At 65.2% G+C, this 18,670-nt stretch carries 10 protein-coding genes; 8 read left to right on the top strand and 2 right to left on the bottom strand.

Annotation, left to right across the window (positions count from 1 at the left end; translation table 11 throughout):
- Positions 1-9: 9 nt before the first annotated feature.
- The 8 genes from tssE (at position 10) to DCN14_RS07670 (ending at position 15,980) form a co-directional block, all read left to right on the top strand.
- The gene (tssE, locus tag DCN14_RS07635; protein ID WP_096499368.1) at positions 10-564 is read left to right on the top strand and encodes a type VI secretion system baseplate subunit TssE; all 555 of its coding nucleotides are present in this window, start codon (positions 10-12) and stop codon (positions 562-564) included.
- 4 nt (positions 565-568) lie between these two features.
- Positions 569-2,440 (top strand): type VI secretion system baseplate subunit TssF, encoded by a 1,872-nt coding sequence (tssF, locus tag DCN14_RS07640; RefSeq protein WP_096499370.1) that lies wholly within the window; start codon positions 569-571, stop codon positions 2,438-2,440.
- A complete protein-coding gene (tssG, locus tag DCN14_RS07645; RefSeq protein WP_115531373.1) occupies positions 2,437-3,564 on the top strand; it encodes a type VI secretion system baseplate subunit TssG in 1,128 nt (375 codons plus the stop codon). Before tssF ends, tssG begins: the two co-directional genes overlap by 4 nt.
- 12 nt (positions 3,565-3,576) lie before the next feature.
- Entirely contained in the window at positions 3,577-6,249 is a 2,673-nt protein-coding gene (tssH, locus tag DCN14_RS07650) for a type VI secretion system ATPase TssH (RefSeq protein WP_096499372.1), read from the top strand.
- Positions 6,246-8,450, top strand: a complete 2,205-nt coding sequence (tssI, locus tag DCN14_RS07655; protein WP_096499374.1) for a type VI secretion system tip protein VgrG — start codon at positions 6,246-6,248, stop codon at positions 8,448-8,450. The genes tssH and tssI overlap by 4 nt, the downstream gene beginning before the upstream one ends.
- Positions 8,451-8,465: 15 nt before the next feature.
- The gene (locus DCN14_RS07660) at positions 8,466-9,731 is read left to right on the top strand and encodes a hypothetical protein (RefSeq protein ID WP_096499376.1); all 1,266 of its coding nucleotides are present in this window, start codon (positions 8,466-8,468) and stop codon (positions 9,729-9,731) included.
- Positions 9,732-9,743: 12 nt separating this feature from the next.
- Complete coding sequence (locus DCN14_RS07665) at positions 9,744-14,342, top strand: RHS repeat-associated core domain-containing protein (RefSeq protein ID WP_096499378.1); 4,599 nt, start codon at positions 9,744-9,746, stop codon at positions 14,340-14,342.
- 147 nt (positions 14,343-14,489) lie between these two features.
- On the top strand, positions 14,490-15,980 hold the full coding sequence (locus DCN14_RS07670) for an ISNCY family transposase (protein ID WP_096499380.1): 1,491 nt from the start codon (positions 14,490-14,492) through the stop codon (positions 15,978-15,980).
- Positions 15,981-16,172: 192 nt separating this feature from the next.
- Here the strand turns inward: DCN14_RS07670 and DCN14_RS07675 are convergent, their stop codons facing one another.
- The gene (locus DCN14_RS07675) at positions 16,173-17,339 is read right to left on the bottom strand and encodes a porin (RefSeq protein WP_096499382.1); all 1,167 of its coding nucleotides are present in this window, start codon (positions 17,337-17,339) and stop codon (positions 16,173-16,175) included.
- A gap of 79 nt (positions 17,340-17,418) precedes the next feature.
- Positions 17,419-18,666 (bottom strand): CoA transferase, encoded by a 1,248-nt coding sequence (locus DCN14_RS07680; protein WP_096499384.1) that lies wholly within the window; start codon positions 18,664-18,666, stop codon positions 17,419-17,421.
- Positions 18,667-18,670: the final 4 nt, after the last annotated feature.

Raw genomic sequence — 18,670 nt, forward strand, 5'->3', positions numbered from 1 at the left:
GGTGCATCGATGACGACGGACGACCCGCACACCCGCGACGGCCGGCACGGCGGCATGCGCGACCGGCTGCAGCCCGCGCTGCTCGACCGGCTGACCGACGACGCGCCGCAGCGCGTGACCGATCTGCCCGGCACGCAGTGGATCGACGCCGAGCGCCTGCGCGCGGCCGTGCTGCGCGATCTCGCGTGGCTGCTCAATACCCGCAACGCCGAGGACGGTTTCGTCGACTGGGCCGCGTTCGCGCACGCACAGGCGTCGGTGGTCAATTACGGGATGCGGCCGCTCGTCGGCAAGCCGATGTCGGGCGTCGAACGCATGTCGGTCGAGGCGTCGATCCGCGATGCGATCGTCCGCTTCGAGCCGCGCATCGCGCCCGACAGCGTCGAGGTGCACAGCATCGCCGATGCATCGGGCGCGCGCGCCGGCGAGCGGCGTCACAACGTGCTGCTGTTCGAGATTCGCGGCACGCTGTGGTCGATCCCGCATCCGGTCGAATTCGTGCTGCGCTCCGACCTCGATCTCGAGACGGGCGCGATGTCGCTGCAGTCGGCAACGGGAAGCTGACACGATGGATACACGCCTGCTCGACTACTACAACCGCGAACTCGCGTACCTGCGCGAACTCGGCGACGAATTCGCGCAGCAGTTCCCGAAGGTCGCCGCGCGGCTGCGGCTGCACGAATCGGGGCCGCCCGATCCGTACGTCGAACGCTTGCTCGAAGGCTTCAGCTTCCTCACCGCGCGCGTGCAGTTGAAGATGGACGCCGAGTTTCCGCGCTTCACGCAGGCATTGCTCGATGCGGTGTATCCCGGCTATCTCGCGCCGCTGCCGTCGATGGCGATCGTGCAGTTCGCGCCGATGCTCAACGAAGGCAGCCTCGCGCAAGGCTGGCGGCTGCCGGCCGGCACCGCGCTGCGCGCCCGCGCGGCCGCGTCCGAGCAGACCGCTTGCGAATTCCGCACCGCGCACGACCTGACGCTGTGGCCGCTCGAACTGACCGGCGCGACCGTGACCGGCGCGCCGTCGTGGCTGCCGCGCGGCGCCGTGCCGGCGCGCCAGGACGTGCGCGGCGCGCTGCGCATCCGGCTCAAGGCCCGCGGCGGCGCCAGGCTCTCGCAATTGCCGCTCGATCGGCTGACCTTTCATCTCGCGGGCCCCGAGCGCGACGCGCTGCATCTGCTGGAACTGATCGCCGCGCATGCGCTCGGCGTCGTCTGCCACGACCCGGGGCAGCCGCCGCGCTGGCTGCACACGCTCGATGCCGACGCGATCGTCCACGAGGGTTTCGATCCGGCGCAGGCCATCCTGCCCGACGACGGGCGCAGCTTTCACGGCTACCGGTTGCTGCGCGAGTATTTCGCGTTTCCGGCGCGCTTCCTGTTCTTCGGCATCGACGGGCTGCGTGCCGCACTCGCGCGCGCCACCGGCGACGAATGCGAGCTGACCGTGCTGCTCGACCGCCACGACGCGGCACTCGAGGCGGCCGTCGATGCGCGGCATCTGGCGCTGAACTGCACGCCGGCCGTGAACCTGTTCGCGCGTCGCGGCGACCGCATCCGGGTGCAGCCGGGCGCGCGCGAGCATCACGTCGTCGTCGACCGCAGCCGGCCGCTCGATCACGAGGTCTATGCGGTGCAGCGGCTCGCGAGCGAACAGCGCGACGACGGCCAGTCGCGCGAATTCCGGCCGTTTCATGCGTCGTTCGCGAGCGACGACGGCAACTACGGCGCGTACTACACGATGCGCCGCGAGCCTCGGCTGGTGTCCGCACAGGCGCGCGCGAACGGCACGCGCACCGGTTACGTCGGCAGCGAAACCTACGTGTCGCTCGTCGACAGCCAGTGCGCGCCGTACGACGAAACGATGCGCTACCTGGCCGTCGACACGCTGTGCACGAACCGCGACCTCGCGTTGCTGCTGCCGCCGGGCGACGCGAACGCGTTCACGCTGCGCATCTCCGCGCCCGTCGAGCGAGTCGTCGCGATTCGCGGCCCGTCGCGACCGCGCCCGCCCGTCGCCGATGCGCAGACGGCCTGGCGGCTCATTCGCCATCTCGGGCTCGCCCGGCAGACGCTGACCGATCTCGACGACGACGAGGGCGCGCATGCGCTGCGCGAACTGCTCGGCCTGCACGCCGACCCGGCCGACGCCGCGATGCGCCGGCAGATCGACGGCGTGCGACGCGTCGCGTTTTCGCCCGTGTTCCGGCGGCTGCCGGCGCTCGGGCCGCTGATGTTCGGGCGCGGCGTGCAGGTCGACGTGACCGTCGACGATCATGCGTTTTCCGGCGACAGTCCGTTCCTGCTCGGCGCGGTGCTCGAACAGTTCTTCGCGCGTCACGTGTCGATCAACGCGTTCGCCGAATGCGTGCTGACCAGCGCGCAGCGCGGCACGCTCGCGCACTGGCCGGCGCGGATCGGCAGGCGGCCGGCGATATGAAGCACGGCACGCCGCCCGGCGCGCAGCCGGTTACCGACACCGCACGCCGCGATGCGTGGTGGGCACGGCTGCGTGCCGCCCCGCATGGCTACGACTTGTTCGCGGCATTGCGCTGGCTCGACGCGCTGTCGCCTGGCCGCGTGCCGCTCGGCCATGCCGCGCGGCCGCGCGACGAACCGGTGCGGCTCGGTCAGCAGCCGTCGCTCGCGTTCGCGGCATCGATGCTGGCCGGCGTATCCGACGACGGCGACGGTGGCGTCGTGCGGCCGCGCATCGCGATCCACGGGTTCGGGTTGTTCGGACCGAACGGGCCGCTGCCGACCCACCTGACCGAATACGCGCACGAGCGCGCGGCCCAGCACGACGATCCGACCTTCGCCGCCTTCGCGGACCTGTTCCATCACCGGCTGATCCTGCTGTTCTACCGTGCGTGGGCCGACGCGCAGCCGACGGTGAGCCTCGATCGTCCGGGGCGCGCACGGTTCGACGCGTATGTCGCGAGCCTGATCGGGCGCGCGGCGCACGGCGACGAGCCGGCCGCGCCCGCCGCTGCCCGGCGCACGGCAGCCGACGCGCTCGCACCGCACGCGCTGTATTTCCATGCGAGCCATCTCGTGCGGCACACGCGCAACCCGGAAGGGCTCGTGCAGATCCTGCGCCAGCATTTCGGCGTCGACGCACGCATCGTCGAGCACGTGCCGCGCTGGGTCGCGATCGAACGGTCGCAACGCTGCACGATCCGTACGACGCGGCCGACCATGCGCGTCGGCGGCGTCGCGCTCGGCATCGCGGTGCGCGACGCGCAGTCGCATTTCCGGATCGTGCTCGGGCCGCTGTCGCTCGACGCGTACCGGCGCTTCCTGCCCGGCGGCCCGCACGCGCGTCAGCTCGCGCACTGGGTGCGCGAATACGTCGGCATCGAGTTCGACTGGGACGTGCAGCTCGAACTCGCGGCCGACGCGGTGCCGGCGATCGCGCTCGGCGCGGCGCAGGGCCTCGGCCGTACCGCGTGGCTCGGGCAGCGGCTGGATGCGGGGCCCGCGCGCGATCTCGTCGTCCGTTACGACGCACGCCGTGGCGACCTGCCGCGCACCGGCGCCGCCTTTCATCGCGAAACCGCCTAAACGGGAACCGTCATGTCCGATATCGGCCGCGTCAACCTGTTCGGAAAGCTCGATCCGCTTCTCTACGAGACGCTCGAGCAGGCCACCGGATTCTGCCGGCTGCGCGGCAATCCGTACGTGGAGCTCGCGCACTGGTTCAAGCAGCTCCTGCAGCGGCCCGACGGCGACCTGCAGCGCGTATTGCGCAGGTTCGAGATCGACGAGGCCGCCATCGACCGCGGGCTGGTGGCCGCGCTCGAGCGGCTGCCGCGCGGCGCGGGATCGGTGTCGGACCTGTCCGTGCACATCGACGACGCGGTCGAGCGCGCGTGGGTCTATGCCACGTTGAAATACGACGCGACGCGGATTCGCGGCGCGATCCTGCTGCTCGCGATCCTGAAGACGCCGCAGTTGCGCAACGTGTTGTATGCGATCGCGCGCGAGTTCGAACGCGTCGTGCCCGACTTGCTCGCCGACGAACTCGAATCGATCGTCGACGGCTCGCCGGAGGCGCCACCGGCCGCACATCCCGACGCGGGCTCGGGCGCGGGCGGCGGCGCCGCCGCAACGCGCGGCGTGCCGCCCGCGGAAGGTTCGGCCCTTGCGCGCTTCGCCGTCGACCTGACCGCGCGCGCGCGGGCCGGCGAGATCGACCCCGTCGTCGGGCGCGACGCCGAGATCCGCCAGATCGTCGACATCCTGCTGCGGCGCCGGCAGAACAACCCGCTGCTGGTCGGCGAGGCCGGCGTCGGCAAGACGGCCGTCGCGGAAGGCTTCGCGCTGCGGATCGCGGCCGGCGACGTGCCGCCGTCGCTGCGCGACGTTGCGCTGTATCTGCTCGATATCGGGCTGCTCCAGGCCGGCGCGAGCGTGAAGGGGGAATTCGAGAGCCGGCTGCGCGGCGTGATCGACGAAGCGATGTCGTCCGAGCAACCGGCGATCCTGTTCATCGACGAAGTCCATACGCTCGTCGGCGCAGGCGGGGCGGCCGGCACCGGCGACGCCGCGAACCTGCTGAAACCCGCGCTCGCGCGCGGCCTGCTGCGCACGATCGGCGCGACGACGTGGTCCGAGTACAAGCAGTACATCGAGAAGGACCCGGCGCTGACGCGGCGCTTCCAGCTCGTGCACGTGCTCGAACCCGAAGAGGCGGCCGCGGTGACGATGCTGCGCGGCCTCGCCGCGAAACTCGAAGCGCACCATCGCGTGCTCGTGCTCGACGACGCGCTGCAGGCCGCCGTGACGCTGTCGCACCGATATATTCCCGCGCGGCAGTTGCCGGACAAGGCGATCAGCCTGCTCGATACGGCTTGCGCGCGCGTCGCCGTCAGCCAGCACGCGGTGCCCGCGCCGATCGAGGACGCGCGGCGGCGCATCGACGGCCTGCGCGTCGAGCGCGAACGGGTCGGGCGCGAATGCGCGCTCGGCAGCGGCGACATCGCGCGGCGCGACGCGATCGATACCGGGCTTGCCGCCGTGCAGACGGAACTCGATCGGCTCGACATGCGCTGGCAGGCCGAGCGCGATGCGTTGACGGCGATCGTCGAATCTCGCGCGGCACTGCTCGACGACGATCCGTCGCACGAGCCTTCCGCCGCCGCACGCGCCGATGTTCAATCGCGCCTGGCCGCCGCGCAGCGGGCGCTGGCCGAGATACAGGGCGACGCACCGCTCGTGCTGCCCGCCGTCGACACGCATGCCGTTGCCGCCGTCGTCGCCGACTGGACCGGCATCCCGCTCGGCCGGATGGTGCGCGACGAGACACAGGCCGTGCTGAAGCTCGCCGAAACGCTCGGCGAACGCGTCGTCGGCCAGCGGCATGCGGTCGAACTGATCGCCGAACGGATCCAGACCGCGCGCGCGAAGCTCGACGACCCGACCAAGCCGCACGGCGTGTTCCTGCTGTGCGGGCCGTCCGGTGTCGGCAAAACCGAGACCGCGCTTGCGCTGGCCGACACGCTGTACGGCGGCGAGCGCAACGCGATCACGATCAACATGAGCGAGTTCCAGGAGGCGCACACGGTATCGACGCTGAAGGGCGCGCCGCCCGGCTACGTCGGCTACGGACAGGGCGGGGTGCTCACCGAGGCCGTGCGCCGGCGGCCGTACAGCGTCGTGCTGCTCGACGAGATCGAGAAGGCGCATCGCGACGTGCACGAGATTTTCTTCCAGGTGTTCGACAAGGGCTGGATGGAGGATGGCGAGGGGCGCGACATCGATTTCCGGCATACCGTGATCCTGCTGACCTCGAACGTCGGCGCCGATCGCGTGATGCAGCTGTGCCGCGATCCCGATCGCCTGCCCGACATGCAGACGCTCGCCGATGCGCTGCGCGCGCCGCTGCTCGACGTGTTCCCGGCCGCGCTGCTCGGCCGGCTGACCGTCGTGCCGTACTACCCGCTGACCGATGCGACGCTCGCGCGCATCGTCGAGCTGCAGTTGCGACGCTTCGAGAAGCGGATCGACCTGCATCACGGGATCCGGCTGCAGTGCTCCGACGCGGCGACCGCGCTGATCGTCGAGCGCTGCCGAACCATCGAATCCGGCGGCCGGATGGTCGACGCGATCCTCACGCATACCGTGATGCCGCGGATCGGCCGCGCGATCCTCGAGGCCACGCTCGAAGGGCGTGCGCTGACGTCGATCGAAGTGAATGCGGCCGACGGCGAATTCGCGTACCGGTTCGACGAGGAGGGAACAACGTGAATCGCGTATTCACACTCGACAGCCCGCACGGCGACGACCTGAAATTCCATACGCTCGACGGCAGCGACGAACTGGGCCGCCTGTTCGAATTCCGGATCGAGGCGCTGGCGGACAGCCATAGCCTGTCGCTGAAGGACATGCTCGGCAAGCCCGTGACCGTGCGGATCGAGCAGCAGGATCTGTCGACGCGCTACCTGAACGGGATCGTCGCGCGCGCGACGCTGGCCGGCCGGCGCGCCGAACGGCACTACGGCTACGAGCTGATCGTGCGGCCGTGGCTGTGGCTCGCGACGCGTCGCTCCGACTGCCGGATCTTCCAGAACCGCACCGTGCCCGACATCGTGCAGGAGGTGCTGGCGCCGTATGGCTTTCCGATCGAGAACAAGCTGACCGAATCCTATGTGCCGCGCCAGTACTGCGTGCAGTACAACGAAACCGATACGGCGTTCGTGTCGCGGCTGATGGAGTTCGAGGGCATCTATTTCTATTTCCGGCACGCGGCCGACAGTCACACGCTCGTGCTGTGCGATGCGATGTCGTCGCACGTCGCGTTGCCCGGCTACGAAACGATCCCGTACATCGCGCAGGATCGCACGGCAATCGCCGACGAGGAGCACATCGACGCGTGGCTGCCCGCGCAGGAGGTGAGCGTCGGCAAGCATCAGACCACCGACTACGACTACACGAAGCCGCGGGCCGATCTGTCGACGCAGAAGGTCGATCCGCGTGGCCACGATCACGACAGCTTCGCATCGTTCGAATGGCCCGGCGGGTATCGCGACGATGCGCCGGGTGCGCATTACAGCCGTGTGCGGCTCGAGGAACAGCAGGCCGAGCATGAGCGCGCGAGTGCCGAAACGGACGTGCGGGGGGCGGCGCCTGGATATCTGTTCACGCTCGAGCATTGTCCGCGCGCTGACCAGAATCGCGAGTATCTGATCGTGCGGTGCCAGTACCGGTTTCAGGAGAACGCGTATGCGAGCGATCAGGGCGCCGAGGCCGTCGTGCATCAGACGATGATGCTCGTGCAGCCGTCGAGTCTGCCTTACCGGTCGCTGCGAGAGACGCCGAGGCCGCGCACCAATGGGCCGCAGACGGCTACCGTGGTCGGGCCGCCGGGGGAGGAAATCTGGACCGACCAGTATGGGCGCGTGAAGCTGCAGTTTCGCTGGGACCGGTATGGGCAGAGCAACCAGGATTCGTCGTGCTGGGTGCGGGTGTCGAGTCCCTGGGCCGGCGGCGGGTTTGGGGGCGTGCAGATTCCACGGGTAGGCGACGAGGTCGTGGTCGATTTCCTCAATGGCGATCCGGACGAGCCGATCGTGACGGGGCGGGTTTTCAACGGCGAGAAGATGCCGCCGTGGGGGCTGCCGGGCAGTGCGACGCAGAGCGGGCTGTTGTCGCGATCGTCGCCGGGCGGAACGACCGAGCACGCGAACGCGTTCCGGTTCGAGGACAAGAAGGGCGCCGAGCAACTGTGGATGCATGCGGAAAGAAACTTCGATGCGGAGACGGAGGCCGATCACACGCTTTCTGTCGGGAACAATCACACGCATACGGTCGGGAACGACGAGACGATGCAGGTGAAGAACAACCGGCAACGCAGCGTCGGGCAGAACGAGACGGTGAATATCGGCAAGAGCCGGGTCGCGCAGATCGGGGTGGATGAGACGCATGCGGTTGGCGGGAACCGGACACGAACGGTCGGGAAGAAGGAGACCGTGACGATTGCGTCGGATCGTGAGGCGACGATCGGCGGCAGCCACACGGAGTCGGTCACGCATGCCAAGACCGAAACGATCGGCGAAGGCAAGACGCTGAATGTCGGACAGATGTATCAGACGACGTCGAAGGACATGAAGACGCTGGTGGCCTCGGCGCACACCGAAGAGATCGGCACGCGAACGTCGACGATCACGAATGCCCATACGCACACGGTCGGCGGCGAACACACCGTCAATGTCGGCGCGAACCATACGACGAACGTGCAGCATCAGGTGCTCGTCAACGCGGGCGACCAGCTTTCGCTCGTCTGCGGGATGTCCAGCATCGTGATGAAGAGCGACGGCACGATTGCGATCCAGGGCGTCAATGTCGCATCGATCGGCTCCGAGAGTCACAGCGTGCGCGGGACGAAGGTGACGTCATCGGCCACCGGCGAACACACCGTCGAAGGCACGATCCTGAAACTCAATCCGTGACGGAGGGCCGTACGAATGCAGCACTGGCAGCCGACCAATCCGGTGGAGCGCAGGTTCATGGATGCGCATTCGGACTGGATGAGTTTCGCGAAGAACAAGACCGCACGGTTGATGGTCTGGCATACCGATGAAGCGGACGCGCCGCTCGTGCGGCTGTACTTTCAGGCACAGGACGATACGTCGTGTGCGGTGAGAACGATGCGTGCGGCGTTCGCAAACCAGGCCGGCTATGCACAGGCGCTGACCGACGAACTGATTGCCTTTTACGATAGCCGCCGTGACGCATCTAGCACGCACGGGATACGCACCGACTGGCAGCCGCCGTTCTTCGAGGGTGGCGATCCGGTGCGATATATGCTGACGGTAGCAGCCAGTCTGATCGAGCATCACCCGGACGTGTTCCCCGCGCTGGTTTTCGTGCTCGAGCCAGCCCGCGTCGATGATGAAACCGCGTGGGTACGGTGGATCGATCGCCTGATGTCGACTCTCGTCGCGTCGCCGCGACTCGGCGAGCGTTTGCGCTTCGTCGTGCCCCGGACGAACATCGATCCGTTCGCACAATTGATTCAGCATCATCCGACTCTCGTCTGCATCGTGCATGGTCGATATTCGATGGCCAGCGTGCCGCGCGAACTGCTGGCCGAGTCGGGTGAGCGTGGCGCAAGCGGCGAATTCCGACGGCTTTTTGTCACGTTGAGCGAGACGATCGAAAACGGCAGTCCCGCCCGCCTCGAGGAACTCCGCGCCGCGGCGCTGAAGGTGGCCGAAGGCGAGAAGTGGTTCGACCAATGCGTCGTCGTGCACTTGATCGCAGGTGCGGCCTATTTGAAATGGCGTGATCGCGAGCATGCGATCGATGCGTACCGGCGTGCCGCCGGCAGCGGCATGCGCGCGGTCGAGGCAAGCCATCCAGCCGGACACAAGCTCGTCGCGAACGCCCTGTTTGGCGAGGCGAGCGTATATCTGACGCACAAGGATCATGCTCGAGCCGCCTATTGCTACGAGCAGGCGGCGGCTTCGACGACAGCCGCGCACGATGCACTGATGACCGTCGAGGCGTGGCGCATGAGCGCCGTGTGCTGGGAGCGGGCAGGGGAGCGGGAGCACGCGCTGGAAGCCGGCTTCAACGCGCTCGACGCCGGATTGATGCTCGATGACGCGACGCGCGTCAACAGCAACCTGCAGCTCGTCGTCGAATGGATGGTGTCGCAAGTCGGCGCGTTCGACCGGCACCGGGCCGCACTCAGCGAGAAAGTCGCCGCGTTGCGCGGCGGCCGGTGAACGGAGACGCCCATGGGATTGCCCGCGGTCAAACATCTGGATCCGGTCGTCGGCGTCGACTTGCATTCGGTATTGGTCGCACCCAGCCCGACACCCGTGTTTCTGCCGCATCCCCATGTCGGGTTCATGCTGGACTTGCGCGAGTACGTGAACGCCGCGCTGGGCGTCATCGGCGCAATCGCCTTCACGATCATCGAGGAAAAGGCGGTCGAGTATCTCCAGGATCATCCGGACGACGCGAAGAAACTCGACGACGCAGTCAACTCGGTCTCCAACGAAGCCAAAAAGCTGGCAAGCGATCCGACCGTCGCGCAGGCGCTGAAGGGTGCGGCAGTGGCCGCCGACATCGCGAATGCGGCAGGCGCCGGCGTCGGGATGGGCAGCATCGCAGGCAGGCCGATCTTCGTGAACGGAATGCTGCGCGCGACGGCCGGCACACACGCATTTCACGTGCCGTCGCTGCATTTTCCGCTGGGCGAATCGTTCGCGCCGCCCGACCCGGATCCGTCGAACGACGCGGAAGCGTACATGGGCAGCAAGACCGTGCTCGCGAACAACGATCCGATGGCCTTCCTGGCGCTGCCGGCGATGAGTTGCTGGGCGGTCGGGCTGGAGCCGCCGACGCACAACGGCGCACATACGAAGCGCGAGCATCTGTCGCTGCCGACGTCGTTCATGCTGCCGGTTCCGACCGGACGCCCCGTACTGGTGGGCGGGCCGCCGATCGTCAACATGGCTGCGCTGGCGAAGGGGTTGTTCAAGGCGTTTCGCGGATCGAAGTGGGCGAAGACGCTGGCGGACAAGCTGCATCTGAAGCCGGGGTTTCTCAAGTGCAAGGTGCTGGATGCAGAGCCTGTTGATTCGATTACCGGCGAGGTGATCGTCCAACAGCACGACTTCACGATCGCGGGACGGTTACCGCTTGTCTGGAACCGCTACTACGCCAGTCACGATATGCGGCAAGGGGTCATTGGCGTCGGCTGGCAAACACCCGCCGATATTCGACTCGAACTGATGCATCACATCGATGCGACCGGCGTTGCCGCATGCTTTCCGGATCGTGCGACGGCGTTCGATGCGCTGCCGGATGCCGCCGGTTGGCCTGCGCGCGTCTATGATTGGCAGTACGGATACGCGCTATATCAGCGAGACAGGTGGCTCGTCGTGAGAACGCGCGCAGGAATCGAATACGAGTTCGCATTGCCCGCGAACTGGCAGCGCACGATGGCGATGTCCGCGGGAGATGCCGTGTTGACGCTGCCCCTCGACAAGATGGCCGACCTCGACGGCAACGGCTGGGTGTTCGAACGTGGACCGGACGGCGCGCTCACGCGCTTGCTCGAGTGGATGCGTAACGGACCAAGTGGACGAGCGATCCGGTGTGAAGCGGCCATGGCAAGCAGCGTCCGGACGCACGCGAATTGGCTCACCGCGCTGATATTGATCGACGCCAACGGTAGCGCCCATCAGCTGGTCGGTTACGAACACGATCGCAACGGCAATATGGTCGCCGCGCTCGATGCCTTGGGCCAGCCGCATCGATTCGCTTACGCGGAAGGGCATCGGATGGTGTGCCACACGAGTGCCTCAGGCGTCTCGTTCTACTACGGTCATCGGCATCACGACGACGGAGTATGGCGTGTCGATCATGCGTGGGGCGACAAAGGGCTTTTCGATTACCGTTTCGACTACGATATCGCGCATCATGAGACGCGAATCACCGACTCCAGGGGACACGTAACCATCCTGCAGGCGAACGAGCGCGGCTTGCCCGTCGCGAGAATCGATTCTCTCGGAGGCGTAACGAGCTACGGGTACGATGGGCGACGGCGCACCAGCAAAAGCGTCGATCCCGCTGCACATGCCACCACATGGGAGTACGACACATGCGGCAATCTGCTGGCGAGTGCGCGGGCTGACGGGAGCATCGTGCGCGCGGCCTACGACAGGAATCAAAGGCCCGTGTCCATGACGCATTCGGGTGGACGGCAATGGCGGTACACATGGGATGAGTGCGGCAAGCTGATCGCCCAGACTTCACCTGCGGGGGCAAGCTCGCGATACGTTCATGATGCGCATGGGCAGTTGATATCGCATACGGATCCGCGTGGTGCGACGATGCACTTTTCCTACGACAACGACGGGAACCTGATCGAGGTCATCGATGCGCTTGGCCATCGCACGACGTATGCCTATGACGCACGAGCCAACCTCACGCGGAAAATCAACGCACTGAATCAGGTCAGCCGCTACGAATACGACCGTAACGGCAACCTGACGCGAGCGATCGAACCCGGGGAAAAGGAAATCCATTTCGGATATGACGCCGACGGCAACCTGACGCGCTATCGCGACCCCAACGGCCAGATTACGCAAATGGAATATTCCGCATTGGGCCAGATGTGCAAACGGCTTGCACCGGACGGGAGTCAAGTGGAGTATCGGTACGATACCGAGCAGCAGTTGATCGGGGTCGTCAATGAGCGCGGCGAACTGTATCAGCTCGTACGCGATCCTCTGGGACGCATAGTCGAAGAAACGGACTATTGGGGGCAAACGCGTCGTTACCGGTATGGCTCGGCGGGCGAGCTGCTTCACAGCATCGATCCGCTCGGGCAAACGATCGAATACGACTACGATCTATCCGGGCGCCTCGTCCACAAGCGAATGGCCGACTCGACGCGCGATAACAGCGTACGCATCGACCATTTTTCTTACAATCAGCATGGCGATCTGGTGCTCGCGCAAAATCCTTTCAGTCGGGTCGAATTCGAGTACGACGCAGACGGCAGGGTGATCGTGGAAAGCCAATTTGACGTAGAGCAGGGCAGCGCCTTCACGATTATCAGCGCATACGATATTTCAGGAAACCGAATCGAGCGCGCAACTCGGCTTGTTGCCGGCAGCGAGATCATCGAGCATGCCGTTCGCTATACGTACGACACGCTGAATGCGATGACGTCAGTCCAGATCGACGATGCCGCGCCGACCGTCATCGACCGGGATCCGCTCGGTCACGCTCGAACCGAGCACGTCGGGACCGGCTTGCAACGCGAACTGTCATATGAAGCCGACGGCCGCCTCGCCTCGCAGGCCCTGCTGATCTCGACCGGTAAGACCATGCTGTTCACAAGCGAGTACTTGTACGATTCGAACGGCGAACTGGTCGAAAAACGCGACGCGCGCGGCTATGCCGAGCACTTTCACTACGACCGGCTGGGCCGCCTTACCGGACATCTCGATCCTGCCGGACATCTCGGCCGTTTGATGCACGATCCCGCCGGCGATCTGCTGAAAACGCGAGTTCGCGAACGCCGCACCGTAGACGAAATGAATCCGGCGCTGACGGGGATCTGGGTGCGCGAGGGCACCTACGACGGACAGCACCACGAATACGACCGCGCAGGAAACCTGAGACGGCGGCACGACGCCAGGCAGGATTTGACACTGCGTTGGGATGCGACAGGACAACTGGAAGAGACGGTAGCCATACGACTCGACGTTCCGGGCGCTGCAGGCGGGCACGGCCGCATCCATACGCGCTACGAATACGATCCATTCGGACGACGCGTGCGCAAGATTGTGGATACGGAATCGGCGGGCGGCGAACATTCGATATCGCCGTCTCGCATCAGCCGTTTCTTCTGGGATCGCAATACGCTCGCGGGCGAATATGACTATACGACGGCCGTCGGAAGCGGCCGCAACCGTCAAACCGACAACGCGTCAATACCGATATTCGTGCCGGGATGCGCCCGTGAATGGGTGTATTACCCTGGAACATTCCGGCCGCATGCGACGATACATACCGAACTGGCGGAAAAAAAGGCATCGGAATCGGCCACACGTTCGCCGCCACGCCCCGGCGTACCGTATTTCTTCCAGAATGATCCGAACGGCGCGCCGGTGCGAATGCACGATTCCCAAGGCAACGTCGTTTGGGAGGCGTCTTATGGCCCGACAGGCGCCGCGACGGAAATCTCCGGGCTCCCGCAAGTCATGAAACAGCCCCTCAGGCTGCAGGGGCAATACTTCGACGATGAGTCGGGCCTGCATTACAACCGACATCGCTACTTTGATCCCGTAACCGGGAACTTCATCAGCCAGGATCCGATCGGCCTCAAAGGCGGGCGCAATCCGTACATGTACGCGCCCAATCCGTACTCGTGGATCGATCCGCACGGGACGGATTGCAAAAGCGAATTCAGAAAGTGGGCGCTGGACAAAATCTGGGCAGACGCCAACCATCCGTTGCGCTTTCTACTGGGAAAAGACGCCGCCGGAAACACCATCAAAGCCTTCACGCGTCCACCTTCGCGCAAGCATGAAGATCTCGTCGACTGGGCGCACGGGCCGACCATCGAAGCCGGGCACGTCACGAGCAAGCATTCCGGAGAGCCTGAACTCCTTGGCTTGCAGGACGCGTGGGAAAATCAGATGGACAATTGGTTCGGCGAACGGCACGGAGTCATCGTAACTCGCCACGGCCTTGTCGAAATTGGCGAAATCCCGGTCCATACGAGGACGGCGGAGGAATGGGAGCAATACGGATATTTGCCGTCGGGCACGGTAGCCAACGCACCCAAGAGCAATGGCTGGGCGCCGCCATGATTATCGCCATCCCTGTGGACTTCCTGATTTGATTTTACATAACGTGAATTATCAACCGAAACGTTTGTAGTGGCTAGATTGAAATGTCCGCTTTCGGGCCGCGTAAGCTGTTCGGCCGCCGGCGGGTGTCCGGCGCCGGAGGCTGCGATGGCTGCAACGGAGCGGATCACGATGACGATGCGCGAGCTGGACCGATTCAAGGTCATTCAGGACGTGGCGGACGGCAAGCTCAAGCCATGGCGTGCGGCCGAACGGCTGGAGTTGACGACCCGGCAGGTTCGCCGGCTGGTCGCTCAGCTGCGTGAGCACGGTCCGGCAGGTTTGGTGTCAGGACACCGAGCGAAGCCCGGCAACCGCCGCCTCGACCCGGGAGCCGCCGACCGGGCGCTGTCGATCATCCGGGATCGCTACGCCGATTTCGGGCCGACGCTGGCCTGCGAGAAGCTCTGGGAGTGCCACGGCATTCGGCTGGCCAAGGAAACGGTCAGGAAGCTGATGACGGACGCCGGGCTCTGGATTCCGCGCCGGCAACGACCGCCGAAAGTCTACCAGCCGCGAGCGCGCCGGGCCTGCCTGGGCGAACTGATCCAGATCGACGGCAGCGACCATCGATGGTTCGAGGACCGTGCGCCGGCCTGCACGCTGCTGGTGTATGTGGACGACGCGACGAGCCGGTTGATGATGCTGCACTTCACGCAGACCGAATCGACCTTCAGCTACTTCGAGGCAACGCGGACGTATATCGAACGCCATGGCAAGCCGGGAGCGTTCTACAGCGACAAGGCCAGCGTGTTCCGCAACGTGAAGCCGGGCAAGACTGGCAATCGCGTGACGCCGTTTGGCCGGGCGATGTACGAGCTGAACATCGACACGTTCTGCGCGAACAGCAGCTCGGCCAAGGGGCGCGTGGAGCGAGCGCACTTGACGTTGCAGGATCGATTGGTCAAGGAGATGCGATTGCGCGGCATCAACACGGTGGCCGACGCCAACGCTTACGCGCCCTCCTTCATGGCCACCTACAACACGCGCTTCGCGAAGCCGCCAAAGAGCGACTTCAATGCGCACCGGCCGTTGCGGGCCGACGAGAGTCTGGACCGGGCGCTGACGTGGCGCGAGCCGCGGAAAGTGACGAAGTCGCTCACGGTTCAGTACGACCGGGTGATGTATTTGCTGGACGACACGCCGGAGAACCGGAAGTTGATCGACCGTCAGATCGAGGTATGGGAGTACCCGGATGGGCGGATCGAGATTCGGGCTGACGATCGTGTGTTGCGCTGCAGGCAATACGACCGCCTGGCCGAAATCGATCAAGGTGCCGTCGTTGAGCACAAGCGTTTGAGCCATGTGCTACAGGTCGCCCAAGCGCTGCAGGCGCAACGCGATAACAGTCGAATCGGTAAAGCCCCGTCTCGAACGCATCGTGGCGACTCAACCCGGACCGACCGAAACGAACCCCAAGCGGGCAAAAAGAAGCAACGCGAGATCACGCAGGCCGACGTCGAGCATGTGATCGTGGAGCTGGCGCAACGTCGGCAAACCGCAAAGCCAGCGGGCAAACCTGGTCGTCGGTCTGCAAAAGCTGGAGAAACAAGCGTGAGCGCCCTGCCCGTTCAGGCGCCGACCTTCGACACTGCGTAACGGTCAAAACGAGGAAAAAGACGCAGCAAAACCAAGCTTAAAACCGGACATTTTTAAATGGCTGGAAGGTGGACATCTGAATCCGGGTATGACAACGGTTGTAGTAGCTTTTTAGAAATGTCGTGTCCTGGCTATTTACAGATGTCGTGTTTTTGACTGCTGGCACGCTGACCGATAGGCTCATCCAATTGATCAAAATTTATGCCTGACACCGATCATCGCCGCCGTCGTTTGGGCGCCCGGTTCGACCGGCTGCCCATACGCGACCGGCTGGTTCATCGCGCCTTTGTTGTTGACGTGCCCGACCTGCGCATAGATCTCAGTCCGGGCAGACAGACGATAGTCGGCGCCGACCGCGATTTCGGTCGAACTGCCCGCGTACGGCGCGGCATCGTTGCGGCTGCGCAAATAGTAAAGGCCGCTCGTGAGCGTGAGCGCCGCCGAGAGTCTATAGCCCAGCCCCGCGGAGAAAAGATCGTAGTTGGTTCGCTCCGCGTGGGCCGGATTCCTGGCATTCGCATAGGATGCCGACACGGATATGCCACCCAGCGTGGTATAGCGTGCGCCGACGTAGACAAATCGATTGTTGTCGACGCCGGTTTCCTGGGCGGGATTCACGCCAGGCACGACGCCATACGCAGCGGGATACGGATTCGTGTCGTGTCCGTTGTAATACGCAGCCGCGAACACCAGCCCGTAGCCTGCGTACTTCATCACGACCGATTCGCGCGTGCCGCCCTGAAAGTGGCCTGCAACACCGCCCGGCGCATACTCCGCCGCGAACGAAAACCCGCGATAAGCTGGCGACTGATATACCAGCGCATTGTCGTCGTAGACCGCCCCGATCTGCGCGTTCGTATTGGTGCCGGGCCAGCCCGCGGCCTGATTCAGTCCGAGCAGTGCCGTGAAGATGCTGCCGAAGTACTGCGCGCCGCGCACGTCGGTGGCTTCCATCGCCCTGAATAGCGGAACGATCTGGCGGCCGGCCGTCAGCGCGCCGAACGGCCCCGACAACCCAATGGCCGCGACCTGATTGAAGATCGCCGACTGCCCCGGCGTCGAGTTGATGCTCGATTTTCCCGTGCCGCTGCTAAACGACCCCTGTAGCTGGAACAGTGCGCGGTAGCCGCCACCCAGGTCCTCCGTTCCCTTGATCCCCCACCCGCTCGAATAGATGCCTGCATCCTGGAAGCGGAAGATCTTCCCGGTACCGCGCGCGTTCGTCGCGAGCGTCGCAGCGGAGGTGCTCTGATAGAGTATGCCGCTGTCAACGGCGCCATACAGCGTCACCGACGATTGCGCATGCGCCATACCGCCGAGCAGCGCCAGCGGCAGTGCCGCCATCGCGTACTTGTTCATCTCGTCTCCTCGTTCTGCGTTATCGGTCCGGTTCGTTGGCCGGCCATTTCTGATACGATTGCTTTATTGATTCGAATACCTAATCAATTGACGCGCGAGTGTCCGGCTCGCACTGGAACACCACCTTTTTATCAATGAGGCGCTGGATCTCGTCGGCGCGGAATCCGAAATCGCGCAGTACGGATTCCGTATCGGCGCCGACCCGAGGCGCTGCGCGCGACGCCACGTGCGAATGTCCGCCCAGCAGCACCGGCAAGCCGAGCGTGCGCGTCGTGCCGCCGCCCGGCGCGTCGACTTCCCGCACCATGCCGACCATGCGCGATTGTTCGTGCTCCAGCGCCTGCGCGATACTCTGAACCGGGCCGGCCGGTATGCCCATCCGATCGAACCGCGCGACCCAGTGATCGACGCTGGCGTCGGCGAGTACGGCGTTGATGAGGGTCTCCAACTCGCCGCGATGGCGGAGTCGTTGCTGGGGAGATTCGAAGCGGGAATCGGCCATCCACTCCGGATGCCCCAGCAGTTCCGTGATGCGCGCCCAGTTCGTCTGGTTGGCGCCGCCCACGGCGATGTCGCCGTCGGCGCATCGATATACCTGGTACGGCGCGATCAGCGGATGGGCCGTTCCCGATGGTTTGCCGACAGCGCCCGTCGCGAAGTACGCTGCCGCATACCAGTACAACTGCTGCAGCGACGCCTGCAGTAGCGAGGTGTCCACGCGCTGTCCGATGCCGGTCTTCAGCCGGTGCACATAGGCTGCCAGGATGCCGAAGGCGGCGAGAATGCCGGCGTTGACGTCCGCGATCGAGACACCTGGCTTGACGGGCGGGCGACCCGGCTCCCCGGTAACGCTGATCAACCCGCTGAACGCCTGCAGGATCAGATCGAAGCCGCCCCTGTCAGCAAGCGGACCTTGCCTGCCGTAGCCGGAGATCGCGCAGTAGATGAGCGCCGGATTGATTGCGCGCAACGTGTCATAGCCGAGATCGAGTCGCTCCATGACGCCGACCCGGAAGTTCTCGGTCACCACGTCGGCGCGCGCGATCAGCCGCAACAGAACGGCGCGACCATCGGTGCTCTTCAGATCGAGTCCGACCGAATGCTTCCCCCGGTTGAGCATCATGAACGACGGAGGTAGCCCGCCTTCGCTGCCGCGCCTATAGGAGCGCGCATCGTCGCCCGCGGGGAATTTCTCGATTTTGTAAACGTCGGCGCCCAGGTCGGCAAGCATCACGCCGCACGTGGGCCCGGCCATGATCTGCGCAAGCTCGATGACCTTCACGCCAGCAAGTGGCAAATGTCCGATCGGTTCCGTGTTTCGCATCATGATT

This window comes from Burkholderia sp. IDO3 (assembly GCF_003366075.1).
GTDB lineage: Bacteria > Pseudomonadota > Gammaproteobacteria > Burkholderiales > Burkholderiaceae > Burkholderia > Burkholderia anthina.

Excerpts from the sequence above, each read along its gene's own strand:
- DCN14_RS07670 (WP_096499380.1), top strand. The coding sequence starts at position 14,490 with ATGGCTGCAACGGAGCGGATCACGATGACGATGCGCGAGCTGGACCGA.
- tssE (WP_096499368.1), top strand. The coding sequence starts at position 10 with ATGACGACGGACGACCCGCACACCCGCGACGGCCGGCACGGCGGCATG.
- tssF (WP_096499370.1), top strand. The coding sequence starts at position 569 with ATGGATACACGCCTGCTCGACTACTACAACCGCGAACTCGCGTACCTG.
- DCN14_RS07660 (WP_096499376.1), top strand. The coding sequence starts at position 8,466 with ATGCAGCACTGGCAGCCGACCAATCCGGTGGAGCGCAGGTTCATGGAT.
- DCN14_RS07665 (WP_096499378.1), top strand. The coding sequence starts at position 9,744 with ATGGGATTGCCCGCGGTCAAACATCTGGATCCGGTCGTCGGCGTCGAC.
- DCN14_RS07680 (WP_096499384.1), bottom strand. The coding sequence starts at position 18,666 with ATGATGCGAAACACGGAACCGATCGGACATTTGCCACTTGCTGGCGTG.
- tssG (WP_115531373.1), top strand. The coding sequence starts at position 2,437 with ATGAAGCACGGCACGCCGCCCGGCGCGCAGCCGGTTACCGACACCGCA.
- tssH (WP_096499372.1), top strand. The coding sequence starts at position 3,577 with ATGTCCGATATCGGCCGCGTCAACCTGTTCGGAAAGCTCGATCCGCTT.
- DCN14_RS07675 (WP_096499382.1), bottom strand. The coding sequence starts at position 17,339 with ATGAACAAGTACGCGATGGCGGCACTGCCGCTGGCGCTGCTCGGCGGT.